This window comes from Methylobacterium sp. WSM2598 (assembly GCF_000379105.1).
Classification (GTDB): Bacteria; Pseudomonadota; Alphaproteobacteria; order Rhizobiales; family Beijerinckiaceae; genus Methylobacterium.
This window is the reverse complement of the sequence record NZ_KB900609.1, coordinates 7,075,351-7,101,244: the sequence shown is the minus strand read 5'-3', so window position 1 is coordinate 7,101,244 and position 25,894 is coordinate 7,075,351. Positions and strand designations below refer to the sequence as shown.

At 69.3% G+C, this 25,894-nt stretch carries 25 protein-coding genes and 1 pseudogene; 15 read left to right on the top strand and 11 right to left on the bottom strand.

Features of this window, described 5'->3' with window-relative positions; genetic code table 11:
- Positions 1-50: 50 nt before the first annotated feature.
- Positions 51-818, bottom strand: coding sequence for a YncE family protein (locus MET2598_RS40175; protein WP_198293041.1), 768 nt, complete (start codon positions 816-818; stop codon positions 51-53).
- A 176-nt stretch (positions 819-994) separates the two neighbouring features.
- Between MET2598_RS40175 and MET2598_RS0133100 the strand changes: the two genes are divergently transcribed.
- Positions 995-2,941, top strand: coding sequence for an adenylate/guanylate cyclase domain-containing protein (locus MET2598_RS0133100; protein WP_026191062.1), 1,947 nt, complete (start codon positions 995-997; stop codon positions 2,939-2,941).
- A 1,216-nt stretch (positions 2,942-4,157) separates the two neighbouring features.
- Positions 4,158-5,180, top strand: a complete 1,023-nt coding sequence (locus MET2598_RS0133090; RefSeq protein ID WP_157182311.1) for a hypothetical protein — start codon at positions 4,158-4,160, stop codon at positions 5,178-5,180.
- Here MET2598_RS0133090 and MET2598_RS40550 read toward each other — a convergent pair.
- Positions 5,159-6,294: pseudogene (locus MET2598_RS40550) on the bottom strand (IS630 family transposase). The gene MET2598_RS0133090 and the pseudogene MET2598_RS40550 overlap by 22 nt on opposite strands.
- 150 nt (positions 6,295-6,444) lie before the next feature.
- Between MET2598_RS40550 and MET2598_RS41790 the strand changes: the two are divergent.
- From MET2598_RS41790 to MET2598_RS0133055, 3 genes are all read left to right on the top strand, one after another.
- Positions 6,445-6,954, top strand: coding sequence for a PAS domain-containing protein (locus MET2598_RS41790; protein WP_018263749.1), 510 nt, complete (start codon positions 6,445-6,447; stop codon positions 6,952-6,954).
- 30 nt (positions 6,955-6,984) lie between these two features.
- Positions 6,985-8,171 (top strand): IS3 family transposase gene (locus MET2598_RS0133060; RefSeq protein ID WP_442918999.1). Its coding sequence is split into 2 segments (ribosomal slippage): positions 6,985-7,279 and positions 7,279-8,171, totalling 1,188 coding nucleotides; the frame shifts between segments, so codons are not numbered across the junction.
- A 457-nt stretch (positions 8,172-8,628) separates the two neighbouring features.
- Positions 8,629-10,617: a class I SAM-dependent methyltransferase gene (locus MET2598_RS0133055; RefSeq protein WP_018263746.1), complete on the top strand. Its 1,989-nt coding sequence runs from the start codon at positions 8,629-8,631 to the stop codon at positions 10,615-10,617.
- 127 nt (positions 10,618-10,744) lie between these two features.
- On the opposite strand, the gene MET2598_RS0133050 is transcribed toward MET2598_RS0133055, so the two are convergent.
- From MET2598_RS0133050 to MET2598_RS0133035, 4 genes are all read right to left on the bottom strand, one after another.
- Complete coding sequence (locus MET2598_RS0133050) at positions 10,745-11,374, bottom strand: L,D-transpeptidase (RefSeq protein WP_018263745.1); 630 nt, start codon at positions 11,372-11,374, stop codon at positions 10,745-10,747.
- 96 nt (positions 11,375-11,470) lie between these two features.
- A complete protein-coding gene (locus MET2598_RS43490) occupies positions 11,471-11,602 on the bottom strand; it encodes a hypothetical protein (RefSeq protein WP_012335573.1) in 132 nt (43 codons plus the stop codon).
- 194 nt (positions 11,603-11,796) lie between these two features.
- Positions 11,797-12,063 (bottom strand): hypothetical protein, encoded by a 267-nt coding sequence (locus MET2598_RS0133040; protein ID WP_012335574.1) that lies wholly within the window; start codon positions 12,061-12,063, stop codon positions 11,797-11,799.
- A gap of 121 nt (positions 12,064-12,184) precedes the next feature.
- On the bottom strand, positions 12,185-12,484 hold the full coding sequence (locus tag MET2598_RS0133035) for a hypothetical protein (RefSeq protein ID WP_012335575.1): 300 nt from the start codon (positions 12,482-12,484) through the stop codon (positions 12,185-12,187).
- 178 nt (positions 12,485-12,662) lie between these two features.
- Here MET2598_RS0133035 and MET2598_RS0133030 point away from each other — a divergent pair, with 178 nt between their 5' ends.
- Positions 12,663-12,971, top strand: a complete 309-nt coding sequence (locus MET2598_RS0133030; RefSeq protein WP_012335576.1) for a hypothetical protein — start codon at positions 12,663-12,665, stop codon at positions 12,969-12,971.
- 100 nt (positions 12,972-13,071) lie between these two features.
- Positions 13,072-13,356, top strand: coding sequence for a hypothetical protein (locus MET2598_RS0133025; RefSeq protein WP_012335577.1), 285 nt, complete (start codon positions 13,072-13,074; stop codon positions 13,354-13,356).
- A gap of 173 nt (positions 13,357-13,529) precedes the next feature.
- On the opposite strand, the gene MET2598_RS0133020 is transcribed toward MET2598_RS0133025, so the two are convergent.
- Both MET2598_RS0133020 and MET2598_RS0133015 read right to left on the bottom strand, forming a co-directional pair.
- Positions 13,530-14,261, bottom strand: a complete 732-nt coding sequence (locus MET2598_RS0133020) for an alpha/beta fold hydrolase (RefSeq protein WP_012335578.1) — start codon at positions 14,259-14,261, stop codon at positions 13,530-13,532.
- 102 nt (positions 14,262-14,363) lie between these two features.
- On the bottom strand, positions 14,364-14,840 hold the full coding sequence (locus tag MET2598_RS0133015) for a hypothetical protein (RefSeq protein ID WP_236728865.1): 477 nt from the start codon (positions 14,838-14,840) through the stop codon (positions 14,364-14,366).
- 252 nt (positions 14,841-15,092) lie between these two features.
- Here MET2598_RS0133015 and MET2598_RS0133010 point away from each other — a divergent pair, with 252 nt between their 5' ends.
- The 5 genes from MET2598_RS0133010 (at position 15,093) to MET2598_RS0132990 (ending at position 19,513) form a co-directional block, all read left to right on the top strand.
- Positions 15,093-16,601 (top strand): ATPase domain-containing protein, encoded by a 1,509-nt coding sequence (locus MET2598_RS0133010; RefSeq protein ID WP_012335580.1) that lies wholly within the window; start codon positions 15,093-15,095, stop codon positions 16,599-16,601.
- The gene (locus tag MET2598_RS0133005) at positions 16,588-17,628 is read left to right on the top strand and encodes a sensor histidine kinase (RefSeq protein ID WP_012335581.1); all 1,041 of its coding nucleotides are present in this window, start codon (positions 16,588-16,590) and stop codon (positions 17,626-17,628) included. Before MET2598_RS0133010 ends, MET2598_RS0133005 begins: the two co-directional genes overlap by 14 nt.
- 69 nt (positions 17,629-17,697) lie before the next feature.
- On the top strand, positions 17,698-17,988 hold the full coding sequence (locus MET2598_RS0133000) for a GlsB/YeaQ/YmgE family stress response membrane protein (protein WP_012335582.1): 291 nt from the start codon (positions 17,698-17,700) through the stop codon (positions 17,986-17,988).
- A 105-nt stretch (positions 17,989-18,093) separates the two neighbouring features.
- On the top strand, positions 18,094-19,056 hold the full coding sequence (gene lipA, locus MET2598_RS0132995) for a lipoyl synthase (RefSeq protein WP_012335583.1): 963 nt from the start codon (positions 18,094-18,096) through the stop codon (positions 19,054-19,056).
- Position 19,057: 1 nt separating this feature from the next.
- On the top strand, positions 19,058-19,513 hold the full coding sequence (locus MET2598_RS0132990) for a type II toxin-antitoxin system RatA family toxin (protein WP_012335584.1): 456 nt from the start codon (positions 19,058-19,060) through the stop codon (positions 19,511-19,513).
- Between the two features lie 80 nt (positions 19,514-19,593).
- On the opposite strand, the gene MET2598_RS0132985 is transcribed toward MET2598_RS0132990, so the two are convergent.
- Both MET2598_RS0132985 and MET2598_RS0132980 read right to left on the bottom strand, forming a co-directional pair.
- Positions 19,594-20,094 (bottom strand): CinA family protein, encoded by a 501-nt coding sequence (locus MET2598_RS0132985; RefSeq protein ID WP_018263744.1) that lies wholly within the window; start codon positions 20,092-20,094, stop codon positions 19,594-19,596.
- A gap of 11 nt (positions 20,095-20,105) precedes the next feature.
- Entirely contained in the window at positions 20,106-21,338 is a 1,233-nt protein-coding gene (locus tag MET2598_RS0132980) for a bifunctional 2-C-methyl-D-erythritol 4-phosphate cytidylyltransferase/2-C-methyl-D-erythritol 2,4-cyclodiphosphate synthase (RefSeq protein ID WP_012335586.1), read from the bottom strand.
- Positions 21,339-21,478: 140 nt separating this feature from the next.
- Here MET2598_RS0132980 and dusB point away from each other — a divergent pair, with 140 nt between their 5' ends.
- The 3 genes from dusB to ntrC are packed head-to-tail and all read left to right on the top strand — an operon-like array spanning position 21,479 to position 25,113.
- Positions 21,479-22,534 carry a tRNA dihydrouridine synthase DusB gene (gene dusB / locus MET2598_RS0132975; protein ID WP_026191060.1) on the top strand — a complete coding sequence of 352 codons (1,056 nt, stop codon included), beginning with the start codon at positions 21,479-21,481 and terminating at the stop codon, positions 22,532-22,534.
- Positions 22,531-23,634, top strand: coding sequence for a two-component system sensor histidine kinase NtrB (locus tag MET2598_RS0132970; RefSeq protein WP_012335588.1), 1,104 nt, complete (start codon positions 22,531-22,533; stop codon positions 23,632-23,634). The genes dusB and MET2598_RS0132970 overlap by 4 nt, the downstream gene beginning before the upstream one ends.
- Before the next feature lie 18 nt (positions 23,635-23,652).
- On the top strand, positions 23,653-25,113 hold the full coding sequence (ntrC, locus tag MET2598_RS0132965) for a nitrogen regulation protein NR(I) (RefSeq protein ID WP_012335589.1): 1,461 nt from the start codon (positions 23,653-23,655) through the stop codon (positions 25,111-25,113).
- A 202-nt stretch (positions 25,114-25,315) separates the two neighbouring features.
- Here the strand turns inward: ntrC and MET2598_RS0132960 are convergent, their stop codons facing one another.
- Positions 25,316-25,558 carry a hypothetical protein gene (locus tag MET2598_RS0132960; protein ID WP_018263741.1) on the bottom strand — a complete coding sequence of 81 codons (243 nt, stop codon included), beginning with the start codon at positions 25,556-25,558 and terminating at the stop codon, positions 25,316-25,318.
- Positions 25,559-25,894 lie beyond the last annotated feature (336 nt).

The window sequence follows — 25,894 nt, the reverse complement described above, 5'->3', positions numbered from 1 at the left end:
TGACCCGCGGGGATGCGCCGTGGCCGATGCCGGCTACCGAGTGGCCGGCTTCATCTCGGAACGCTGGCCGACATCAAATCGGAACGCTGGCCGGCTTCGCCTCGGAACCGGTGGCCGACTTCAATCGGAATCCGCAGCCACAAGCCGACTGGTAGGTCCTGCTTATTATAACTTACCTTCTTGTTGGATTCAATGCTCAGCAAGGCTACCTTATGATTGACGAACTTACTTGCAATGGCCGTCTTTCCGTTCGGGGTGAATTCGACATGGGAGACCAGCTCATCAACGGGCACCTTCTGAGTCAGTTCGACATTCTTCCCATTAATCGAGAGGACACCCACGGCATTCTCGGCGCGGAGCGCAACAAGCGCCATTGTTCCATCGTGACTTATATCGAGGCCGGATGGCTGCTTACCAATCTCAAGAGTTTTCAGGAGCTTCGGCGGGCTGGCCTCAAGATCAATGACGTACAACTTGGTATCCGGAACCTGCTTAAGCGCGTCCCCATCCTTCACGACATCAACGGAATCAGCGACAAGGGCTAAGGTGCCGGACGGGTTTATGGCCAAATTGACGGGAGGGCCGACAACAGAATTCTTCAATGGCAGATTGGCGGCTATCTTCGGATTCTCAGGATCTTCAAGGTCCACAATCAACACGCTGTCACGGCCGCTTGGCGACAACACCGGTTTCCCATTCTCATCCCAGTTCAGTTTCTCGTCATTGCCGACGATCATGTAGGGCTTGGCTGCCACCGGGGGAGCTGCAAGTAATAATAAGGACGCGCAAACAAACAGATTCGCTTTATGGCTCCGCATCGTTTTCTCCCTAATATTCCTTGCCACTGTTATTTTTTTGGCCTGCTCACCTGATCATAGTCGCTCCAGTGAGGCAATGGGTTCAGCGTCCCGTCGACGTAGTGAGCGGTGAGGTGGATACGGACCTTCAGGAGGGGCGCGTTTCATCGTAACATTTGGGCTTGGGGGCTCTCGCCATGGTGCAGGCAGTTGCAGACAGGCGATTGGTCACGATCCTGGTGGCCGATGTGGTGGGCTACTCGCGCCTCATCGGACTGGACGAGAGTGGGACGCTCCGACGCCTGAAGGCACTCCGGCGCGAGATCATCGAACCGGCTGTGGTCTCCGCCAAGGGCCGAATCATTAAGACGGTCGGGGACGGGTTCATTGCCGAGTTCGGGAGTGCGGTTCGAGCGGTCTCCTGTGCGGTGGTGATCCAGCAAGGCGTTCCTCGTCACGAGGCCGGGGCAGGTGAGGACCGTGCCCTCCGCCTGCGCATCGGGATCAACCTCGGCGAGGTCGTCGTAGAAGCCGACGGGGACCTCTACGGGGACGGCATCAACATCGCGGCAAGGCTCGAGCCCTTGGCCGAGACCGGAGGGATCTGTGTCGCTCAGGCTGTCTACGACCAAGTGCGGGACCGGCTTGGCTACCCATTCGAGGATCGCGGCAGGCTCGAGCTCAAGAACATCATGAGGCCGGTCGGGGTGTTCGCTCTTTCAGCCTCGGCCATAGAGGGACTGGGCAGCGTGGCGACGGCTGAGACCCAAGAGGGGGGGTCCAAGCCGAGCAAAAGGCCGTGGAAGGCGATCGGTGCCGGAGCCAGTATCATTACCCTCCTTGCTGCGGGTGGGCTTCTCTGGCGCTCCTACACGGCCCCGACCACGATCCCAGCTGGCCAAACCATCGCTGCCAAGCTGACCGGAGAGGCCAAGGAGGCTCCTCGCCTATCAGTCGTGGTCCTCCCCTTCACGAACCTGAGCAGCGACCCGGAGCAGGAGTTCTTCGCGGACGGCATCACTGAGGATCTGACCACCGATCTGTCCCACCTCGCTGGCAGCTTCGTCATCGCCCGCAACACCGCCTTTACGTACAAGGGCAAAGCGGTCGACGTGAAACAACTCGGTCGCGATCTGGGTGTGCGCTACGTGCTGGAGGGCAGCGTCCGCAGGATTGGGGACAAGATAATCATTAATGCGCAGCTGATCTCTTCCGAGACCGGCTCTCACTTGTGGGCCGATCGGCTTGAAGGGGAGAGGAGTAGACTTGGTGAGTTGCAGGCGGAATTCGTCGCAAGGTTGGCGCGCCCCCTTGATGTCCAGCTGATACAGGAAGAGAGCCTCCGCTCGTTACGGGAGCGACCCAATAATCCTGACGTTGTTGATCTTACCCTTCGAGGATGGGCAGCACTGAATAGACCTCGCAGTAAGGTTAATGTCGCTGAGGCTATAAACCAGTTCGAGCAAGCACTGAGGCTTGATCCTGAGTCGCTGCAGGCCGTCGTTGGAATGTCGAGGGCTCTAGCCGTCCGGGCTCGTGCTGGATGGAGTGACAACCCTGTTTCAGAAGCCAACAAGATTGAGGAGATGATTGCCCCTGTCCTTGAGAAGAGGCCTCATAATGCGATGGCTCATTGGTCCAAGGGGCAGGCACTGGCCTTCAAGAAACAGTTCGAACAAGCCATATACGAGTTAGATGCCGCTGTTGATAGCAACGCAAACTTCGCTGATGGTCACGCGTTCTCAGGTCTCCTAAGGATATTCGCAGGGAGGTCGTCCGAGTCGATCCCATATTTCGAGAAAGCAATCCGCCTCAGTCCACGGGATCCGAACCTCAATATCTGGCTGTTCGATATATGTCATGCACACTCTCATATGGGAAATTGGGAGCAAGCGATTGATTGGTGTCATAAAGCAAATGCGATCGCGCCATACTATATGTCTTACATTGATCTTGCAACCTCATATGGGTGGCTAGGGCGTTACGACGAGGCGAAGGCGGCGAACGAAGGGCTACTGCGGCTGATGCCTGGATATACCGTCAAGAAGTGGGCCACGGCTGATTGGTCGAATAATCCTAAGTTCGTCGCCGAATACACGCGAATGGTAGAGGGACTTCGAAGGTCAGGGCTTCAGGAGGAATGATAATATCATTGGTGTAGCGGGCTGAGGGGTGGTGAGACATGCCGGCGATGCTGCCCGATCCTAAGCGCGGCCACAATAGCAGTGGGGCCGAACTCAGTATTGATATGGGTCGGTCGCGCCGGAAGGCCCCCACCCCTGAATAACCAGATGCTAAGCCTCGAACGGGTGGGATGGAACGCGCTCAGGGAGCCGCATACGTGACCACACCGCCGCGACCACCCCGCCTTCGTGTGTCCGTCACGAACCACGCGCAGTTCGAGGATGGTTCAGGGGAGCAGGTGCTGTGCTTTCTCCTCAACCTGTCGAACGAAGGAGCGTGTGTGTCGTTCCCTGATAGCGTGGCTACCCCCCGCGCTTCAGCTTTATCCTGGAGCCTATGGGCGATCCACACCCGGCGAAGGTGCACTGGCCGAACGGCAACACGGTCGGCATCAAGTTCGCCGTGGTGCTGACAAGCGGGGCGAGGAGACGGGTTACGCCCCACCTCATGGGGGCCGACTGAGGCCGCTCCGTCGAGGAGGTAGGCGCTTCTCAACCGCCGATGAACTGCCTCGCGGCGTAGCCTCGACCGATGAGCCGGCTGCGCTCCCGCGTGCGTCTGTCAGCCACCAAGAGGTCGGCCAGAGCATCAGTGACAGCCCACCTCAGCGCGAGTTCGGCATCACCACCCGTGAGCATGAGGTAGGCTGCGACGATGTCCCCGACAGGGCAGGTTGCCGCTGACTCTGGTGTCTCTGATACGCGCTGGTGCAACATAGGTTGTCCCTACCACACTAACTCAGCCGAGGGCCAATCTAAGAACGCACAGATCAGACCTGTGGTTCATTCGAGAGCGGGTAAATCGGTTTCAGCACTAACATCATGGGAGAGGATGGGGGGACGCGAGTCCCAGCCTGAGCTTAGATGATCTAGAGCATTTTCCGACGAAGTGGATGCCGGTTCGTCGCAGAAAATGCGGCAAGATCAAAGACCTAGAGCAGCACCCGATTGCAACGTGATCGGGTGCTGCTCTAGGGTCAAAACTCAATCAGCTTGACCATGCGAAGGGCCGCTGAAGGTGGACAGCGGCTGTTAGTGACGCGGCAGGAAGCGGACATAGCCCAGTGCCTCCGTCATGGAGCTGGAGATAACATGCGATAGTTGACCTTCGCTCGTGCCCCTGCCTCTTGGATCCATGACGCAGATCGACACGCGATGGCCCTTCGGGGACGGGGAGATGGCAGGGCGCATCCGTGACTTCGACTGGTCGGCAACGCCGCTCGGGCCGATCGCAGACTGGTCGGAGCGCCTGAAGCTGGCAGTCGAACTCATGCTTGCCAGTCCGCTCGTGTCGACACTTGCGTGCGGGCCGCACCGCCTCCTCCTCTACAACGCCGCCGCCGCCCGGCAGTTCGGCGACCACCATCCCGCCGCACTTGGCCGGCCCCTGCCCGATACCTTCTCCCTGGGGTGGGCGACCGTGGCGCCCTACTACGCGCGTGCCTTCGACGGCGAGACGGTGATGATCGAGGTGCTCCAGGACGGCGCCGGCAAGTGGGTGGATTTCCGGTTCCTCAATGTGAACCGCGCCTTCGTGAAGCAGACGTCGATGCCCTACCCCGTGGGCAAGACAGCGACGGAGCTACTTGGGTCACCGAACCCGCGCTGGACGGAACTCTATGGCCAGGCGCTCGATACCGGCGAGCCGATCCGGATCGAAGAAACCGAACATACGCTCGGCCGCACGTTCGACCTCAACATCTTCACCTTAGATGGGGCCCAGAACCAAGTCGCCGTTCTCTTCACCGACATCACCGCACGCAAGCGCGCCGAGGCTGCGTTGCGCGAGGGTGAGGAGCGGCAGGCGTTCCTGCTGAAGCTCAGCGACGCGCTGCGCCCCATCGGTGACGCGCAAACGTTGCGAGCAACGGCCTGCCGCATGTTGGGCGAGGGCCTGTCCGCCTCGCGCGTGTACTACGTGGGGTACGAGCCGCAGGCGGGCTACGGACAGGTTGCGGACGACTATTTGGTGGATGGTCTGCCGAGCCTCGCCGGGCAGTACCCGTTCGAGGCGTTTCGCGCGACCTACGGGCGTATCGCGGACGGCGCCACCTGGATCGTTCCCAACGTGTGGGAGGCCACCGACCTGCCCGAGCACGAACGTGAGTATTACGCCGCGCAAGATGTGAGCGCTTGGGTCAGCGTGCCCTTGGCGAGGGACGGGACACTAGCACCCTGTCAGGCTTCGATTGATGGGTAGAGGCTGCGCAGCTTGTCGCGAGCTTGCCCGGCGGTGAGGTGCCAGTTCACCTTTGTCTGCCCGGCGTTGCGGGCCTCCTCCCACCGAGCAACCTGTTGGGTGAGCGTGTTCACCTGGGCGATGCGCCGGGCCAAGCATTGCTGCCCCAGCGCGCTCAACTCGATCTCGGCCATGTTGAGCCACGAGCCGTGCTTGGGCGTGTGATGAAGCTCGATGCGCGCGGCCAAGCGGCGCGCCTCGGCGGCCGGGAAGGCCTCGTACAGGCTGGCCAGGGCATGAGTGTTGAGTTGATCCATCACCAGCACCACCCGCTCGGCCTCGCGCTAGCGCCCGTCGAGCAGGTCGCGCACGACGCGCGCCCAGTCCACGCGGCGTCGCTGGGCGGTGACGGCCACGTGCCGCCAGCCCGCCAGCGGCTCGCAGGCGAGGAACAGGCTCGCCACGCCGTTGCGCACGTAGACGTGGTCGTGGCGCGCCACTGCCCCGCGGCGCGGGGGCAGCGCCGGGCGGGTCTCGCCGATCAGTTGTTTGAAGCTCTCGTCCAGGCACACCACCGGCCGACGCGGATCATAGGGNCGGCAGTAGACCTCCAGCACGTCCTCCATGTGGAAGACGAACTCCGCCGAGTGCTTGGGCGGGATGCACCACATCTTCCTCAGGTGCGGCTTGAGAGTGTTTTTTTGAGTGTCTGACGCACCGTCTCGTGAGATACGCCCGGCACGTGCTGCAGTTCAACCATGCGGCCGGCCAACAGGCGCAGCGTCCAGCGCGCCCGTCCTTGAGGCGGCGACGAACAGGCCAGGGCGATCAGGTGAGCCTCCGCTTCGCCGTCGAGCGCGCGGGCGTAGAGGCGCTGGCCCTTGCGGTAGGGGCTCAGCGCCCGCTCCAGCCCCTCCTCGACGAAGCGCCGTCGCACCCGCTCCACGCTCGCCGTTCCGACCCCGACCCCTTCGGCGATTCGCTCGTCGGGCCAGCCCGGTCCCGCGGCGCTCGCGTCCGCCTTGAGCAACACCTGCGCGTGCTTGAGCCGGCGCACCTCGGCCTTCCCGCGCGACACCAGCCCAGAAAGCTCATCCCGCTCCGCCGCCGTGAGCGTCACAACGTACTTCTTCATCGCGCGCCTCCCGGGATACAGCCCCACCAACGCGCAACTCATCAAATCAGACCAGACAAGCCACTAGAGGCGGCGCTCTGCATCGTGCAGTCTTCGGCGCGAGGATGGACCCCGGTTGAGATCGCCCTCGTTGAGGAGACAGCAGAACGCTTGTGGTCAGCGATCCAGCGTGACCGCGCGGAGACGGCGCTGCGCGAGAGCGAGCAACGCTTCCAGCAGTTCGCTCGTGCCTCCTCCGCCGGTCTCTGGATCAGGGTAGCCGAGACCCTGGAGATGGAGTTCGTCAGCCCTGCTGTCGGCGCCATCTACGGCATGGAGCCGGACGCCTTGCTCGGTGATGTGAAGCGCTGGGCTTCGGTAATAGTACCGGAGGAGCGCGAGGCAGCGATGGGGCACCTGCAGGCAGCACGCGCCGGCAACACGTCCGTTCATGAGTTCCGCATCCAACGCCCTTCCGATGGCGCCTTTCGCTGGATCAGGAACACGGACTTCCCGTTGCGCGACGACGGCTACATCCCCCGCGTGGGCGGCATCGCCGAGGACATCACCGAGACGCAACGGCTCAACGAGCACCAGGGTGTGCTGCTGCATGAGTTGCAGCACCGGGTTCGCAACATCATGGGCATGGTGACCCTCCCTCGAGTTGGTGGACGCCTCTGATCCGCTCGTGGGGAGCGAGGAAGGCGTTCAATGGCGACGAAGGCGCGACGGGAGTTCACCCCCGAATTCAAGCGCGAGGCGGTGGCCCTCCTGGAGAGCAGCGGGCGCCCGCAGATGCAGATCGCGGCGGAACTTGGCATCCAGCCCTCGATGCTGCGCAACTGGCGCGCTGTTCTCACCGGCGAGGCGCCCCGCTCGCGGGCGGCCGCTCCGGCAGCACAGCCCTCCTCACCCGTGGCCTCACCCGCCGAGCAGGCTGCTGAGATCGCGCGGCTGCGTCGCGAGCTGGAGCGCGCCCGCACGGAGCGCGACATTTTAAAAAAGGCCATCGGCATCTTCGCGGAGACGCCGCGATGAAGTTCCGTTTCATCGATGACCACCAGGGCACTTGGCCCGTGCGCACCCTCTGCCGCGCGCTGCGGGGCTGGCCATCCGGCTACGACGCGTGGCGCTCGCGGTCCGAGAGCACCCGGGCAGCCGAGAACCGCGGGCTCCTCGAGGAGGTGCGCCGCCTGCATGCGCGTCATCACGGCCGCTACGGCTCGCCCCGCATGCACGCGGCTTTGCGTGCCGAGGGCCGGGGCGTCAGCCGTGGTCGCATCGAGCGGCTCATGCGGCGACACGGCATCCGCGCCACGGCGGCAGGCCGCGACCGGCCCGGCACGACCGACAGCCGTCACGGCCTGCCGGTTGCCCCCAACCTGCTCGAGCAGCGCTTCACCGCCTCGGCTCCCAACCAGATCTGGCTGGCGGACATCACCTACGTGCCCACCGGTGAGGGCTGGCTCTCCCTCGCCGCCGTTCTCGATCTCGCGACGCGCAAGGTCGTGGGCTGGGCGATGCGCGAGCATCTCCGCACGGAGCTGGCAGCAGCCGCTCTCCTGATGGCCGTTCAGCGGCAGCGCCCCGCGCCGGGGCTGATCCAACACACCGACCGCGGCTGCCAATATGCGTCGGGAGAGTACCGGCGGCTCCTGGACGCGGCAGGCCTCAAGGCCTCCATGAGCCGACGTGGCAACGGCCTGGACAACGCACCGATGGAGAGCTTCTTCCACACGCTTAAGGTCGAGCTCGTCCATCAGCGCCGCTGGGCAACCCGGGACGAGGCGCGGCGCGAGCTCTTCTCCTACAGCGAGGGCTACGCCAATCGGCAACGGATCCACTCGGCCCTCGGATATACGACACCCGAGCAGGCCGAGCGGCAGATGGTGAGCTAACTGCGTCCACCGAAACGCTGGAGGATCATCCCGGGTGACCGGCGAACGGAACCCCGTGCGGATCCTGTCTCGACGCAGCGGCGCGGGCGCTTTCCGGCGGCGAAGCGCCGGACCGGACGACGGCGCCGGTCCCGCCGCCCGGAACCAGCGGGCCGGACGGTAACCATCTCACCCAGGGTCGGCACGGCAAGCGATCCGGATCCTCGGGCAGATCCGACTCGATCATGGCCCATTCACCAAGCGTTCACCCGGCTCGATGATGCCTGAACGTGCATTCGTGCTGCCGGTGCGCCGCGAGGACGATGCGGCCTCCGGCGATCTGGGCATGGACCTGAAGTCGGATTATATTTACCTTTGGTCAGATCCCTGCGCGAAGGGCGTGCGGAGCCGAATGAAGCACGCTCCAGCCGTTCGGAACGGGCTGTCCCCGTCGCGAACGAGGATCGGGAGTTACGACGTGACCGCCGCCCAGCGCTTCGAGAGAGCCGTGTCCCTCATGCACGCGGGAGAGCATCGCGCCTCCCTCGACATCGCGGACGGCCTCCTCTCCGAGAATCCTCGCGATGCGCGCGCCAATCTGCTGTCCGCCCGCATGCTGCACATCGCGGGCCGCCACGCCGAGGCGCGGCGGCGGCTCGACGGCATCGCGGTCGAGGGCCATCCCGAGCGCGAACGCCTGGAGAACGATATCCGGGTGATGCGGGAATTCGGCCTGTTCCAGGAGGCCTTCCCGCGCGACGCGGCGATCGGAATGGCGCGCGCGCGCGAGCGCGCTCCGGCGCACCTGCGAGCGGGCGCCGTCGCCGACGCGATCGCCGCCGCGCTCCGCGAGCGGCGGGGCTTCAGCCTGATCCGCATCGGCGACGGCGAAGGCGCGTTCGTCTCCCTCGGAGCCGAGGACGAGGCGCGCTTCGCGGCCCTCTACGCCCACAACCGGCGCGATCGGGCCCAGATCTGGTTCGGGGGCGCCGTCGACCCCAACGCGGATCCGTGGATCTCGCAGGCCAGGACGATCACGGACGCGATCGCCGAAGCGGACATCGTGGGTCTGCCCTACCCGAGCTGGCTGGAGCACGAATACCGCATCGCCAGCATCACGGGCATCTCCGCGCTCACCAACGCGCTGCGCGCGTCCCGGGCAACCAACGGGCACACGTGCACGCAGCTGATCCATGTCGAACTGCACAATGCCGGCCTGATCCAAGACCTGCTGCGAGGGCAGAGGACAATCGGGCTGATCTCCTGCCACCAGGAATTGACTCGGTTGCTCCCCGAGGCGTTCGGCATCGCGGACATCGAGTTTCACCACGTCCCGGGGGAGAAGGGACACGACCACCTGCTGCCGGACTCGGCGACGCGGGGCGAGCATTGGCCGACCCGCTACCGCCAGATCATGGCCGATTTGTCCTCGCGGTCTCTTCACGGCAGGCTGTTCGTCGTGGCGGCCGGCATCCTCGGCAAGTTCTACTGCAACCAGATCCGCCGAGCCGGCGGCGTTGCGGTCGATCTGGGCTCGATCGCCGACGGCTGGGTCGGCATCGTCTCGCGCCCGGGCATGTCGGCCGACCTTCACCTGTCCCGGACCGCGCGCCCGAGCGCCCCGCCGAACGACCCGCCGAGCGATCTGGCGCTCGGGGCTTTCGTGCGGGACATCCTGGAAAGCGGGAGCAAGACCGCGCTGGACGGATCCTTCGTGGCCGAGATCGGCGATCTGGTCGACCAGCACTCCACGCGCATCATGGCGCCGGAGGAGATGCTGGCCGAAGCCTACCAACCGGACCGACGCCGCCTGCTCGATTACCGGTGCGGAACGGGCGGCTGGCGGCAGGCGATCGAGGGAATGGGCTACGCGTGGCGCGGCGTGAACTATCTCGCGGGCATGGCCGAAGGCGTCCGCGCCGAAGCCCGTGCCGAGACGGGCATCGATTTCTACGATGGAACGGCGCTCCCCTACCCCGATTCATCCTTCGACGTCGTCTTCTCGTTTCAAGTCTTCGAGCACGTTCACGACCCTCGCGGAGCGCTGCCGGAGATCGCGCGCGTCCTGAAACCCGGCGGGCGCCTGATCGGATCCGTCAGTTATCTTGAGCAGTTTCATGACTATTCCACCTTCAATTTTACTCCATATGGATTGAAATTGGCAGCGCAAAGCGCCGGACTGCGTCTGTCCCGGGTCTACCCGAGCTACGATGTTTTCACCTGGATGGGACGGCGGCTTCTGATCGTCACCAGGAGCCGGGACGACAACAAGCTGTCGGCCATGCTGTCACGAGAAAACGTCATTCATGAAGAGTTTCTGAAATACGGCGCTCGCATGGGACACACGCCGGCGGAGATCAACCTGATACGGCTGATGTTCTCGGCACACTTCTCGTTTCTCATCACGAAGCCCGACCGTGGAGACGGCTCCCACGACGCGGATGGGGATGCTTCACGATCGCGGTGAGACGATCGACGGCGCGGATGCCGCCGAACGAAACCCGGATGATTGCTGCGCCAAGCGGATGTCGGCGTCGCTCAGGCGCCGCGCAGGCTTGTGATGCGGGATCCGCTTCGATCAAGCGGAGCCCGGATCACTGGTCGGACCAGGGATCGTAGGCGGCCGGCCGGCCCGCGCGCAGCAGCAGCACGGGCCGGGCGCTCCGCTCGAAGCCGTCCACCGGGCGCGTCCAGGCCTCCGGCCCGGCCCCGTCCTCCTCGTAGAAGTCGAGGGGCCGCGGCCCCGCCAGCCTCCGGGCCGGCCCCTGGTGCCGGCGCGCCACGAGCCCGCCCCCGCCCTCCTCGATCACGATGCGGGTGCGGCCCAGGCCCTCGCGGCCGACCAGGGCGAAGAGGGCCGCGGCGTTGCGCACGCTCAGGCGCACGCAGCCGTGGGAGGCGCGGCGGCCGAGCGCGCGGCCGTGGCTCGTCCCGTGGATGGCGTGGCCCGCCTGCGTGAAGAAGAGCGAGAAGGGCATGGGCGCGTCGTCCCACTCCCGCGAGACGTGCTGCCGCTCCATCCGGAAGGGACGGAACGACCCGCTCGGGGTCTCGTGGGCCGGCAGGCCGGTCGAGACCGGCCACAGGTAGCGGGGCTGCCCGTCGACGCTCACCGCCATGCGCTGGGCGGTCTTGTCGATCCGGATCGTCACCTCGGCCCGGGCGGCCGAGAGCAGGCCCATCAGGAGGAGACTCGACAGGAGAACCAGGAGGCGGGGACGCATGGCTGACCTCGGCAGGGGGCCGCGGTATGACGGTCTTCCCCGGCCCCCGGTTCCCGGCAATCCGCATCGCGCCCGGATGCGGCGCCTCGCCCCGGCTCAGGGCGCGTCGCCCCGGGCGAGCAGGATCTCGGTCATGCGCTCCTGCTCGGCGTCGCGCAGCGCCGCGATCCGCGCCGCCTGCTCGACCCGCGCGACCTCCTCCGCCTCCTCGTCGTGCTGGTCCGCCATCCGGCCCCTCCGCTCCCAGGCTCGCCGGGGGGCCGTCGGCCCGCCTCCTGCGAGAACATAAAGAGAACAGATGGAGCGTCGGGCGGCGGCCCGCAAGCGGCCCGTCGCGTGGGCGCGTTGGGCGACGGCCCGCAGGCGGCCCGTCGCGTGGGTGGTTGGGCGGCGGCCCGCAGGCGGTCCGCCGCCCGGGCGCGTCAACCGCACATCCGGCGGTAGCGGCGGCAATTGCCGGCGCCCTGCTCGCCGAGTTCCTCCTTGTGCAGGCAGGCCTGCCGCAATTCGCGGCACATGCCGCGGCGGCGCCCGCCCTCCTCGGAATAGCCGCGGCGATAGCCGGGCGGGCCGCGGCCGTCGTCGATGCGCACGCCGCCCGGCCCGATCGAGAGGCCCTGGGCGAGACTCGCCCCCGGGCCGGCGATGATGGTGGAGAACGCAACCACTCCGAGCAGGAACCGTCTCATCTCTGCCCTCCCTAGCGTTTCGCGCGTCGCGCGTGGGCCCTTCAACGCGCGCCCTGCTGGGAAGTTTCCAGGCCGGGCGGGGCCCGGCGAGGTTCGAGGACGAGCCTTTCGCCCGCCGGGATCAGGCGGCCCGGCGCGGCGTCAGCAGGGCCGCGACCTCGCTCCAGCCGCGCAGGACGCCGTAGAGAAGGGCCGGCCAGGCGAAGAGCACCACGGCGGCGGGCAGGGACCAGTGCCACCCCACCACCGCCCCGAGGATGCCGGCCACCGATCCCACGTAGCGGAAATAGAAGAACGGGATCGCCACCAGGAAGGCGAGCGGCCAGGGCAGGCCCAGGACCTGGATCAGCCCGGCCTGCACGGCCAGCAGGTTGGTCACCCCCATGACGAGGAAGACCCCGAAGGCCAGCTTCTGCTGCATCCCACCCCCCGTGGCCGATTCGCGCGCGGCCCTTATCTTGGTGCAGAGAGCACGGCCCGGTCCGCGGGGCAAGCGGAGGCGGGCGCTCCGCCGCCGGTGCGGGTGCCGGCGAACCCGGAGCGTGTCTTTAGGGTTGGTTGAGGGACGGGCCGCACGGTGGCCCGGTGGAGGGTCGGTCATGGCCATAACGGGTCGCTTCAACTTCCGCCGCACCCTGACCGGCAAGCTGGTGCTGCAGGTCGAGGCCGTCCGCCCGGGCTGGTGGCCCTTCGGCAAGACCTCGTCGCCGGGCCATGTCTGGCGCGACGCCACCATGGCGGACCTCGCGGCGATCGAGCTCCAGCCGCTGCTCAACCTGCGCGGCAATCCGGGATACACGCCCCGCAGCCCGGTGATCTTCATGATGCACCCGGACAAGCCGGCCACCCCGCCGAGCGCCGAGGTGGTCACCCTCGCCTCCCACCGGGCCGCGAGCCAAGGGAGCTGAGGGCGCGGGCCGAGGCGCGGCCGAGCGCAACGCCGGCGGGGCTGCGGTGTTGTTGGGGACCGGCCGACGGAGCCGCGATCGCCCGGAGGGACACGCCCACATGGTCATGACTTCCGTGAACCAGGCCGTCATCGAGACCCTGTCGCGCCAGATCGTCGGCGCCTATCTGGCCGCCGCGGGCCAGGCCGACACGGCGAGCCGGACGAGGCTGATCGAGGAGGTGGCCCACGCCCTCGCGGCGCCGGTGGGCCGCCGCGCCCTGGCCGAGGAGGGGCCGGACGAGGTCAACGCCGCCCTGGCCGACTGGGAGGCGCGGGAGGGCCGCCCGTTCGGTCTCAGGCTGATCGAGATCGATCAGGCCCAGGCCACCGTCACCATGGCCTGACAGCGGCGGTCATGTCCCATGACCGTTCCCACGACCGTCGATCCTCTCGCAGTCCCGGCACGCGCGATTGGCGCGTGCCGGGACTGCGAGAGGATCGACGGCCCGATGCGTCCGCATCCTGGGCCGTCCGGACGGATCGGCGCCGGATCCGAACAGGCCGCGCGGAACCCGGATCAGGCGCCCGCGCAGTCCAGCAGGAGGCGGGCGGTGGCCTCGGGCGCGCTCACCATGGCGTCGTGCCCCGTCGCGAGGTCGGCGAAGCGCCAGCCCGGCTGGCGCCGGACCCACTCCTTCACGCCGTCGAGGGCCGGGTAGGTGGGGGCGGTGCAATCCACGTAGGTGCGCGGCAGCCCGTTGCCGACCGGGTTGCGCAGGACGAGCGGGCTCTCGTAGGTGCCGAGCGGGTGGGGCGTCAGGCGCCGGGCGAGCCAGGCGGCGTCGGCGGGATCGAACACCCCGAAGGCCTCGGGGGGCGGCACCGGCAGGCTCACACCCCCGCTCGTCTCGGCGGCGGCCCGGCGCCGGGCGGCGGCGAGGTCCGGCGGCACCGCGTCGAAGGGCGCGCGCCCGGGCTCGACCAGCATCGCGTCGAGGAGGACGAGGTGGCGGATCCGCTCCGGCATCGCGTCGGCGACGCCGCTGACCGGGAGCCCGCCGAAGGAATGGCCGACGAGCACGACGTCGTCGAGTTCCTCCGCGACGATCAGGCCCGCCACGTCCCGCACGAAGGTGTCGAGGGTGACGGCGCGGGAGAGGAGATGCGCCCGCTCGCCGAGCCCGGTGCAGGTCGGGGCGAAGACGCGGTGGCCCCGCCCGCGCAGCAGGTCGGCCACCCGCCGCCAGCACCAGCCGCCGTGCCACGCCCCGTGCACCAGCACGAAGGCCGGTCGCTCCCGCTCCGCCATGCGCCCCTCCCGGCCGGGGCGGCGCCGCGCCGCCCGGGCCCCACCCAAGCGCGCGCGGCGCCGGAGCGCAAGGCGGGGCGCCCGCGGCGGGCGCAGCCGCCCTCACTCCTCGTCGGCGGCGGGACGGCTGGCGCGGGCCGCGAGCAGCCGCTCCAGCGCCTGGAACTCGCGCAGGGCGTCGCGGGTGCGGCCCGCCGCGCAGGCGCCCTCGGCGGCCTGCTTCCACAGCAGCAACTCGTTGAAGGCGGCCTGGCCCGGGGCCGCGCCGATCCGGGCCCGGCGGGCAATCTCGGCCTCCATCAGGGTGCGGACCTCGTGCCCCGCATTCCGGCACAGGTCGGCCCCGGCCGGCAGGGCGGCCTGGGACACCGGCGGCGTGCTCAGCATCATCAGCCAGAACCCCGCCGTGGCGAGGCCGAGCGCCGCCGCCGCCGCCCCGAGCGCGGCGCGCAGGCGCCGGCCCATCCGGGCCGGGCGATCCGTCCGCTCGAAGGCCGGGAGCGCCTCGACGGCCTCGGCGCAGCAATGGGTGTAATGAACCGATCCGTCACAGTGACGGTGAGGCCAAGCAATCTGCATGACACGCCCCTGATCTCGGGCAAGCGCGGCAGCATTCTGCGTCGCTCGCAATCGGCGTCGTCCCCCTCAATAGCGCCGCTGTGGCGGAAATGATGTGTCCTGGCGCACATTGCGCGGGCATTCGCGCGTCGTTTGTGCCGTCTAATCCTGGCAAGACTAAAAGTAATCTGGAACACTGAATATCCTGGAGGCCGCGTGCAACCGCAGGCGGCATCTGTTAGGGGGGCGGCAGGATTCCACCCAGGGGCCGCCATGACCGCACCATCCGACGACGCGACTCGGATCGCCACCGGCGTTCCCGGCCTGGATTACATCCTCGGCGGGGGCTACGCGGCGAACCGCGCGCATCTGATCGAGGGGCGGCCCGGCTCGGGCAAGACCACGCTGGCCCTGCAATTCCTGCTCGACGGCGCGCGTGCGGGGGAGCGCTGCCTCTACATCACGCTCTCGGAGAGCCGGCGCGAGCTCCTCAACGTCGCAGAGCGGCACGGCTGGAGCCTCGACGGGATCGAGGTGTTCGAACTGGTGCCGCCGGAACTCTCCCTCGATCCCTCCCAGCAGCAGAGCCTCGTCCACTCGTCCGACCTCGAACTCGGCGAGACGGTCCGGATGGCGATCGCCGAGATCGACCGCATCAAGCCGCAGCGGGTGGTGGTCGACAGCCTGTCGGAGATCCGCCTGCTCTCGCAGGGCTCGCTGCGCTTCCGGCGCCAAGTGCTCGCCCTGCGCAGCTTCCTGCTCATCCACGACACGACCGCGCTGCTCCTCGACGACATCACCTCCGAGCAGGACGACCTGAACCTGCACAGCCTCTGCCACGCGGTGGTGCGGCTGGAGCAGCTCGCGCCCCTCTACGGCGGCGAGCGGCGGCGGCTGCGGGTGATCAAGATGCGGGCCACCGCCTTCCGGGGCGGCTACCACGACTTCGTGATCCGGAAGGGGGGCGTGTCGATCTTCCCCCGCCTGATCGCGGCCGAGCACGGCCACGCCTTCCCGGAGGAGAGGCTCACGAGCGGCATCGCCGCCTTCGACGCGCTGCTCGGCGGCGGGCTCGACCGGGGCACCAGCACGATGCTGCTCGGCCCCTCCGGGGTCGGCAAGTCGTCGAGCGCGCTCGCCTTCCTGGTGAGCGCCCTGCAGCGCGGCGATCACGCGCTGATCCTGAGCTTCGACGAGGCGTCGAGCGTGCTCAAGCGGCGGGCGCGGGGTCTCGGCATGGATATCGAGCCCTACTGCCAGTCGGGCCTGCTGCGGCTGGAGCAGATCGACCCGGCCGAGGTCTCGCCCGGCGAGCTCACGGCGATCGTGCGCGAGGCGGTGGAGCGGGACGATGCCCGCGTCGTGCTGATCGACTCGCTCACCGGCTACCACAACGCCATGCCGGAGGAGCAGTACCTGCTGCTCCAGATGCACGAGATCCTGACCTACCTGAACCAGCAGGGGGTCACGACCCTGCTGGTGCTGGCCCAGCACGGGCTGATCGGGCAGATGTCGTCGCCGATCGATCTCACCTACCTCAGCGACACGATCCTGCTGTTCCGGTTCTTCGAGGCCGGGGGAGCGCTGCGGCGGGCGATCTCGGTGATCAAGAAGCGGGTCGGCCCGCACGAGGCCGCGATCCGGGAACTGCGGATCGGCGGTGACGGTTTGCAGGTGGGCGAGCCCCTCTCGGCCTTCCGGGGCGTGCTGACGGGCGTTCCGACCTACGTGGGAGATCTCGGCCGGCTGCTGGCCGATCAGGGCGGTGATGAGCGAGACTGATCCACCGGTCCTGATCCTGGCTCCCACGGGCCGCGACGCCGTCGTGGCGAGCGCCATCCTGAGCGAGGGCGGCCTGCGGGCGGCCCTCTGCGCGGGGCTGCCCGACCTCGTGGCGCGCCTCGACGCGGGCAGCTGCGCGGTCGTCACCGAGGAGGCGCTGCGCGACGCCGACCGGCGCGACCTCGCGGCCTGGATCGCCGGCCAGGAACCCTGGTCGGACTACCCGTTCCTGCTCCTGACCCTGCGCGGCTCCCCGCCCGATCCGCGGCTGATGGAGATCCTGGGCAACGTGACGCTCCTGGAGCGGCCCTTCCACCCGACCACCCTGCTGACGGCGGCGCGCTTCGCCGTGCGGGCGCGCCGGCGCCAGCGCGAGGCCGCCGCCTTCCTGCGCGAGCGCCAGCAGACCGCCGAGCGCCAGACCCTCCTCATCCGCGAGCTGCACCACCGGGTGAAGAACACCCTGGCCACCGTGCAGGCCCTGCTCGGCGCCTCGTCGCGCTCGGCCACCAGCGTCGACGAGTTCTACCAGAGCTTCTCCGCCCGGGTGATCTCGCTCGCCAAGACCCACAATCTCCTCACCGACGATTACTGGCAGATGGCCTCGCTGCAGGAGATGCTGGAGAACGAACTCGCCCCCTACAACGACGCGGAGGGGCGGCGCATCGCCCTCGACGGCCCGCCCGTGGAGCTGACGGCGGACCTCGCGGTGCCGACCGGGATGGCGATCCACGAACTCACCACCAACGCCGCCAAGCACGGGGCGCTCTCGGTGCCGGAGGGCCGCATCGCGGTGCGCTGGGAGATCAGGGCGGCGGAGGGCGCCCGGCGGCTGCGGCTCGACTGGACCGAGCGCGGCGGCCCGCCGGCCCGCCCGCCCACCCGCAAGGGCTTCGGCTCGACCCTGCTGCAACGGGTGCTGACCATGCAGTGCGGGGCGGATATCCGCTTCGACTTCGCCCCGGCCGGCCTGCATTTCCGGATGGAGGCGCCCCTGGTGGAGACCCGCACGGTCCCCCATTATTGACCGGCACGGAATCGGATGCGCCGCGCCGCCCGGCCCGGCGCGCGGGACCCAGGGTCAAGGAGGGGATCAATGAACGGTCACATCTACGGGGCGCTCGGACAACCGGGCGTCGGCTTCTTCATGGCGATCGTCATCGGGGCGCTGGCGGGCTGGCTCGCGGAGAAATTCACCTCCTCGACCATGGGCCTCCTCGCCAACATCGTGCTCGGCATCATCGGCGGCGTGGTCGGCAACTTCCTGGCGGCGCAGCTCCACATCCCGATCTTCGGCTTCTGGCGCAACCTGATCTCCGCGACGGTCGGCGCCGTGATCGTCATCACCGTCTACCGGGCCGTGAAGGGGCAGCGCCCGACCTACTGAGCCGGGCGCGCGGCGGGGCGTCACGTCCCATTTGCCCCGCGGGCGGCGAGCCCTTAAGTCAGGGCCTCGGCGCCCCAGGGGTTGGGCGCCGCGCCCGGATCGCCCATGGCCGTCGTCCTCGATCTCCTCGCCCACGATGCCCGCCCGCGCCACCCGGAGAAGGCGCACCGGCCCGACCAGCCGATCCAGCGCAAGCCCGACTGGATCCGCGTCAAGGCGCCGGGCTCGCCCGGCTGGGCCGAGACCAACCGGATCGTGCGCGAGCACGGGCTCGTCACGGTCTGCGAGGAGGCGGGCTGCCCCAACATCGGCGAGTGCTGGGAGAAGAAGCACGCCACCTTCATGATCATGGGGGATACCTGCACGCGGGCCTGCGCCTTCTGCAACGTGCGCACCGGCCTGCCGCAGGCCCTCGACGGGGAGGAGCCCGCCCGCGTCGCCGACGCGGTGGCGAGGCTCGGCCTCTCGCACGTGGTCGTCACCTCGGTCGACCGGGACGACCTCGGGGACGGGGGCGCGGGCCATTTCGCGGCGGTGATCGGGGCGATCCGGCGGGCGAGCCCGGGCACCACCATCGAGGTGCTCACCCCCGACTTCCTGCGCAAGGACGGGGCCCTGGAGGTGGTGGTCGCGGCCAAGCCCGACGTCTTCAACCACAACCTCGAGACGGTGCCGTCGAAGTACCTCACGGTCCGCCCGGGCGCCCGCTACTTCCACTCGATGCGCCTCCTCCAGAAGGTGAAGGAGCTCGATCCGACCATGTTCACCAAGTCGGGGATCATGGTGGGCCTCGGTGAGGAGCGCAACGAGGTGCTTCAGCTGATGGACGACCTGCGCTCGGCCGACGTCGATTTCCTCACCATCGGCCAGTACCTGCAGCCGACGAAGAAGCACCATCCGGTGCTGCGCTTCGTGCCGCCCGAGGAGTTCCGGGCCTATGAAACCACGGCCTACGCCAAGGGTTTCCTCCTGGTCTCGGCGACGCCGCTGACGCGCTCCTCCCACCATGCCGGGGCGGATTTCGCAAGGCTCTCCCAAGCCCGGCGCGACCGCCTCGCCACCGCCTGACATGCCGAGCTTCCGCACCACCCGCAGCGTCCGCCACAGCCCGGACGACATGTTCGCCCTCGTCGCCGACGTCGAGCGCTACCCCGAATTCCTGCCGCTCTGCGACGCGCTGCGGGTGCTGCGGCGCCAGCCGGGCGAGGCCGGGGGCGAGATCCTCGTCGCCGAGATGAGCGTCGGCTACAAGGCGATCTCGGAGCGCTTCACCACCCGCGTCCAGCTCGACCGCCCCAACCTGCGCATCGTGGCCGAGTACATCGACGGCCCGTTCCGCCACCTGGAGAACCGCTGGACCTTCCGGGAGGCGCCGGGCGGGGGCTGCCTGGTCGAATTCTACATCACCTACGAGTTCAAGAGCCTCGCCCTCGGGCTGCTCATGGGCAAGATGTTCGACCGCGCCTTCCGCAAGTTCACGGACGCGTTCGAGAGCCGGGCGGACCGGATCTACGCGCGGGCCTGATACGCCATCCGGTTGATGGCGAAGCCATCAACCGGATGGCGTATCAGGCGCTGTCCGGACGTGATCGTCCGGGCAGCGCATCACACCTCGGTCAGCGCCGCCTCCAGCAGCCCGAGGGCGTCCTCCACCGCCTTGCGGCGCACCTCCGCCCGGCCGATATCGCCGTAGCGCCGCTCCAGGTGGCGCATCGTGCGCCCGGCCGTGACGAGGCCGAAATGCACGAGGCCGACCGGCTTCGTGGCGGTGGCGCCGGAAGGGCCGGCGATGCCCGTGATGGCGAGCGCCACGTCGGCGCGGGAATGGGCGAGCGCCCCGTCCGCCATCGCCCGGGCCACCGGCTCGCTCACCGCGCCGTGCTCGGAGATCAGGCCGAAATCGACGCCCAGCACCTCGGCCTTGGCCTCGTTCGAGTAGGTGACGAAGCCCCGCTCCACCACCGCGGAGGAGCCTGCCACTTCGGTGAGCAGCCCCGCCAGCAGGCCCCCGGTGCAGGATTCGGCGGTGACGATCCGGCGCCTGCGCTCCCGGTAGGCGGCGATGAGCACGCCCGCGCGGGCGATGAGGGCGGTGTCGGTGATCACGCGGCGCTCCCTCAGGCGGCGGGCAGGCGGAGCGTCGCGGCGGCCTGGGCGGCGAGCCCCTCGGCCCGCCCCACGAAGCCGAGCGCCTCGGTCGTGGTCGCCTTGATCGAGACCGATCCGACGGGGATCCCCGCCACCTCGGCGATGCGGGCGCGGATCGCCTCCCGGTGCGGGCCGATGCGGGGCTGCTCGCACAGCACCGTGACGTCGAGATGGTCGATGACGCCGCCGCGGGCCGCCACCCGGGCGACCGCGTCGGCCAGGAACTGATCCGAGGAGGCGCCGCGCCAGCGCGGGTCGCTCGGCGGGAAGTGCACGCCGATGTCGCCGTCCGCCAGCGCCCCCAGGATCGCGTCGGTGAGCGCGTGCAGCACCACGTCGCCGTCCGAATGGGCGAGCACGCCGCGCGCGGCCGGGATGCGCACGCCGCCGAGCCAGACGTGGTCGCCCTCCGTGAAGGCGTGCACGTCGAAGCCGGTGCCGAGACGGGTGACGAGGGTCATGGCATCTCCTGGAGCATCCCCTGGGGCGGGCGCGGCGCCGCCCGGGCCCGCGAAGGCGCGGTCCGCCTCCTCGAGGTCGGCCGCCTGCGTGATCTTGCGGTTGCGGACGTCGCCGGGGAAGACCGTCACGGGCAGGCCCGCCCACTCGGCGAGCGCCCCGTCATCCGTGAAGGCGTCGAGGCCCTGGGCGGCGGCGCGGCGATGCGCGTCGCGCAGCAGCGCGAAGCCGAAGGCCTGCGGGGTCTGCACGGCCCGCAGGGCATCCCGCGGCGGGGTCTCGCGCACCACGCCCGCCGCGTCCACGCGCTTGATCGTGTCGCTGACCGGCACGCCCGGGACCGCGGCGCCGTGGAGGCGCGCCGCCGCGATCGCCCGCTCGATCAGCGCCTCGTCCACGAAGGGCCGCGCGGCGTCGTGGACGAGCACGAGGTCCGGCGCCCCGGCGCGCTCCAGCGCGTCCAGTCCCGCCCGCACCGAATCCTGGCGCGTCGCCCCGCCCGGGACCGGCGGGAGCAGCTTGGCGGCGAGATCGCCCAGACCGGCGAGGCACTCCGCGTAGAAGGCGGCGGCGTCGGGCGCGATCACGACCTGGATCCGCGCCAGGCCCGGATGCCGCGCCAGCGCCTCGAGCGTCCGGGTCAGGACCGCCTTGCCGCCGACGCGGCGATATTGCTTGGGAGTGCCGCCGCCGACGCGGATGCCGCGGCCCGCGGCGACGACGACCGCGGCAGTCTCGGACATGGACCGGATCCTCACACGGCGGGGACGCGCGTCCCGACGGGATGCCCGTTCCTAGAAGGGGTGCGGCGCAAAATCAAATCGGCGGCCTGCGAAGCTTCTCCGCTTGCGCACGGCCGAGTTTTGGCTATTTGTTGTGCAGAATGAAGATTGACCATTCTTTGAGCGGCCAGCGGCCCGGGCCCGATCCGGGAGCGCCGCCACCCGAACCGGGGGCGCGCGCGCCCGGCGCCCTGCTCGCCCCCCTGTCGGGCGTGACCGACCTGCATCTGCGCCGGATCGCCCGCCGGTGCGGGGCCAGCGCGGTCGTCTCCGAGATGGTGGCGGCGGAGGATCTCGCCCGCGGCAGCGCGGAGGCGCGGCTGCGGGCCGAGGGCGAGGGGGTGCGGCCGCACGTGGTCCAGCTCGCCGGCTGCGACCCGCGCTGGATGGCGGAGGGCGCCCGGCTGGCGGAGGCGAACGGCGCCGACGTGATCGACGTCAACATGGGCTGCCCGGCCAAGAAGGTCACGGGCGGGGAGGCGGGATCGGCGCTGATGCGCGACCTCGACCACGCGGCGCGGCTGCTGGCGGCGGTGCGGGAGGCGGTGGCGGTGCCGGTCACGGTCAAGATGCGCCTCGGCTGGGACGACGCGTCCCGCAACGCGCCGGACCTCGCGCGCCGGGCCGAGGCCCTCGGCCTGTCCGCCGTCACGGTGCATGGCCGCACGCGCCAGCAATTCTACGCCGGCCGGGCCGATTGGGCGGCGATCCGCGCGGTGGTCGAGGCGGTGTCGATCCCGGTCGTGGCCAACGGAGATGTGGGCAGCCTCGCCGAGGCCCGCGCCTGCCTGGCGGAATCCGGGGCGGCGGCGGTGATGATCGGCCGGGCGGCGGTCGGCCGGCCCTGGCTCGTCGGCGCGGTGGCGGCCGGCTTGCGCGGCGCGCCCGCGCCCGCCCTGACGCGGGCGGCGCAGGCGGACCTCGCGGGGGAGCATTACGAGGGCCTGCTCGCCCTCTACGGCGTCGCCATGGGGGTGCGGCACGCCCGCAAGCACCTGGCGGCCTACGCGGACCACGCGGGCGGCCTCGCCGCAGGCGAGCGGGCGCGCCTCGTCACCACGACCGACCCGGCCGAGGCGCTGGCGCTGCTGCGCCGGGCCTTCGCGGGCGAGGGAGTCGCGGGGGAGGCGGCACCGGCCGCGGAGTGGGCGGCATGAGCGCGCCCACCTGCGACGCGATCATCAACGCGCTGCCGCTGCCGGTGCTCACCATCGGGCCGGACGAGCGCATCCTCCAGGTCAACATGGCCGCGGAGCACTTCTTCGACTATTCGCGCCGGCTGATGCAGCGCCAGCGCCTGCGCGACATCATCCCGTTCTCCTCGCCGATCATCGCCCTGGTGAACGAGGTGCGGCGGCGGCACGCGAGCGTCAGCGAGTACCGGGTGGAGCTCGGCTCGCCGCGCTCCGGCGTCGAGCGCAGCGTCGACGTGTTCGCGACCTATCTCGACGACGAGATGGTGGTCCTGATGCTGCAGGAGCGCACCATCGCGGACAAGATGAACCGCCAGCTCACCCATCGGCAGGCGGCCCGCTCGATGGTGGCGCTCGGCGCCATGCTGGCCCACGAGATCAAGAACCCGCTCGCCGGCATCCGGGGCGCCGCCCAGCTGCTGGAGCAGTCGGCGGGCGAGGACGACCGCATGCTGACGCGGCTGATCTGCGACGAGGCCGACCGGATCGTGCGCCTCGTCGAGCGCATGGAGCTGTTCGGGGACGAGCGCCCGGTCGAGCGCGGGCCGGTCAACGTCCACGGCGTCCTCGACCAGGTGAAGCGCTCGGCCCAGTCCGGCTTCGCCCGCCACATCCGCTTCGTCGAGAATTACGACCCCTCGCTGCCGCCGGTGCTCGGCAACCGCGACCAGCTGGTCCAGGTGATCCTCAACCTCGTGAAGAATGCCGCCGAGGCGATCGGCGCGGACGCGGTCGACGGCGAGATCACCCTCTCGACCGCCTTCCGCACGGGGTTGCGCCTGCAGGTGCCGGGCTCGCGCGAGCGGGTGAGCCTGCCGATCGAGGTCGCGGTGCGCGACAACGGGCCGGGCGTGAGCGCCGACCTGCTCCCCGACCTCTTCGACCCTTTCGTGACCACCAAGGCCCAGGGGTCGGGGCTCGGCCTCGCCCTCGTCGCCAAGATCGTCGGGGACCACGGCGGCATCGTCGAGTGCGATCCCGCCCCCCGCCGGACCACCTTCCGCGTACTCCTGCCGATGTCCCACGCCCGCGACGGGCGCGAATCGGCCCCGGATGCCGAGTGACCCCAGAAGAGCGGTTCCATGCCGAACGGACACATCATCGTGGCGGATGACGACGCCGCCATCCGCACCGTCCTCAACCAGGCGCTCTCCCGGGCCGGCTACGAGGTGCGCTCGACGGGCAACGCCGCCACGCTCTGGCGCTGGGTGGCGCAGGGCGACGGCGATCTCGTGATCACCGACGTGGTGATGCCCGACGAGAACGCCTTCGACCTGCTGCCCCGGATCAAGCGGGTGCGGCCGGACCTGCCGATCATCGTCATGAGCGCCCAGAACACCTTCATGACGGCGATCCGGGCCTCCGAGCGGGGCGCCTACGAGTACCTGCCCAAGCCCTTCGACCTCAAGGAACTCACCGCCATCGTGGGGCGGGCCCTGTCGCGGCCGCGGGGCAACGCGCTTCCCGGCGCGGCGCCCGAGAACGAGGACATCCCGCTGGTCGGGCGCTCGCCCGCCATGCAGGAGATCTACCGCTCGCTCGCCCGGCTGATGCCCACCGACCTCACGGTGATGATCACGGGCGAGTCCGGCACCGGCAAGGAGCTCGTCGCCCGGGCCCTGCACGATTACGGCCGCCGCCGGGCGGGGCCCTTCGTCCCGGTCAACATGGCGGCGATCCCGCGCGACCTCATCGAATCCGAGCTGTTCGGCCACGAGAAGGGCGCCTTCACGGGGGCGACCGCCCGCTCGGCCGGGCGCTTCGAGCAGGCGGAGGGCGGAACCCTCTTCCTCGACGAGATCGGCGACATGCCGATGGAGGCCCAGACCCGCCTCCTGCGCGTCCTGCAGCAGGGCGAGTACACCACGGTCGGCGGGCGCGTGCCGATCAAGACCAACGTCCGCATCATCGCGGCCACCAACAAGGACCTGCGGGTCTCGATCCAGCAGGGCATCTTCCGCGAGGACCTGTTCTTCCGCCTCAACGTGGTGCCGCTGCGCCTGCCGGCTCTGCGCGAGCGCACCGAGGACGTGCCCGACCTCGTGCGCCACTTCTTCACCCTGGTCGAGCGGGAGGGGCTGAGCCGCAAGCAGCTCGACGCGGACGCGATGGAGCGCCTCAAGCGCTACCGCTGGCCGGGCAACGTGCGCGAACTCGAGAATCTCGTGCGGCGCCTCGCGGCGCTCTACCCGCAGGAGACGATCACCGGCCCGGTGATCGAGGCCGAACTCGACACGCTGCCCCTCGCGGCGCCCGCGCCGGCGGGCGGCGGCGCGCGCAAGGGCACGCCCGACGCGGAGGGGCTCTCGGCGGCCGTGGAGCGCCACCTCGCCGAGTACTTTTCGGGCTTCCGGGACACGCTGCCGCCGCCCGGCCTCTACCACCGCGTGTTGCGCGAGATCGAGGGCCCGCTCATCGGCGCCGCGCTGGCGGCGACGCGCGGCAACCAGATTCGGGCTGCCGAGCTGCTCGGCGTCAACCGCAATACCCTGCGCAAGAAGGTGCGGGACCTCGATCTGCAGGTCTTCCGCACGCCGCGCTAGCGTCGCCGGCAGACCCGGGCGGCCGCGGCACAGCAGATCCGCGGCCTCGCCCGGCGGCGGCGGCCGCCTGAGCTCTCGGAATCAGCCGCGCGACCCACGCGAGGGCCACGAAGACCTGCGCCCGGAGCCACGAATCTGCGAGACATTTCGTCGCGGGCAGGGCCTCGGCTCGGCAGCCGGCCGGACCCGGCTCAGCCATGCCTCAGGCGCAGGGCAGTGCGGCCTCGTCGGCGACGACGGGGACGCAGTAGAGGCGCTTGCGGGAATACAACTTCATGTTGTCGTTCGCCCCCGGTCCCGGATGGCCATGGTACTCGTCGGAAATCTCGCCGGCCGTCAGCACGCGGCGGCGGGCCTGCCAAGTCGCCGGCAGAGTCTTCACCGGCTTTCGGCCGCGCGTTTTCTTGTGGCGACCGAAGATCTGGCCATCCTTGCGCTTGGTCATATTTGAAACGTCCCCCAATCCCGGCCTTCTTCTGGCAGGATGGACGCGCCCTCCGGTTGACCCGGATGCGTGCGCGCGCCGCGCCCCACATGGTTCCGAACCCCCTGAGGGTAGCCCGGAATCCCCCACAAAGTCCGGCGACATTTCGCCTTTCTCGAATCTCCGCCGGCCTGCGGCGACGCGGACACACGCGTTCGAGTGAGCTAGGCTTCCGGGTTTCGGCATAACCCGTAAGGACTAACTCAAGCCACTGAGGGCGCGTCGGTTTTCGGTCCGCGCGGCGGGCCCGGCCGGGCGCGGCCTCATGCAGCAGCGGCAAGGATCCGCGCCCCCGCG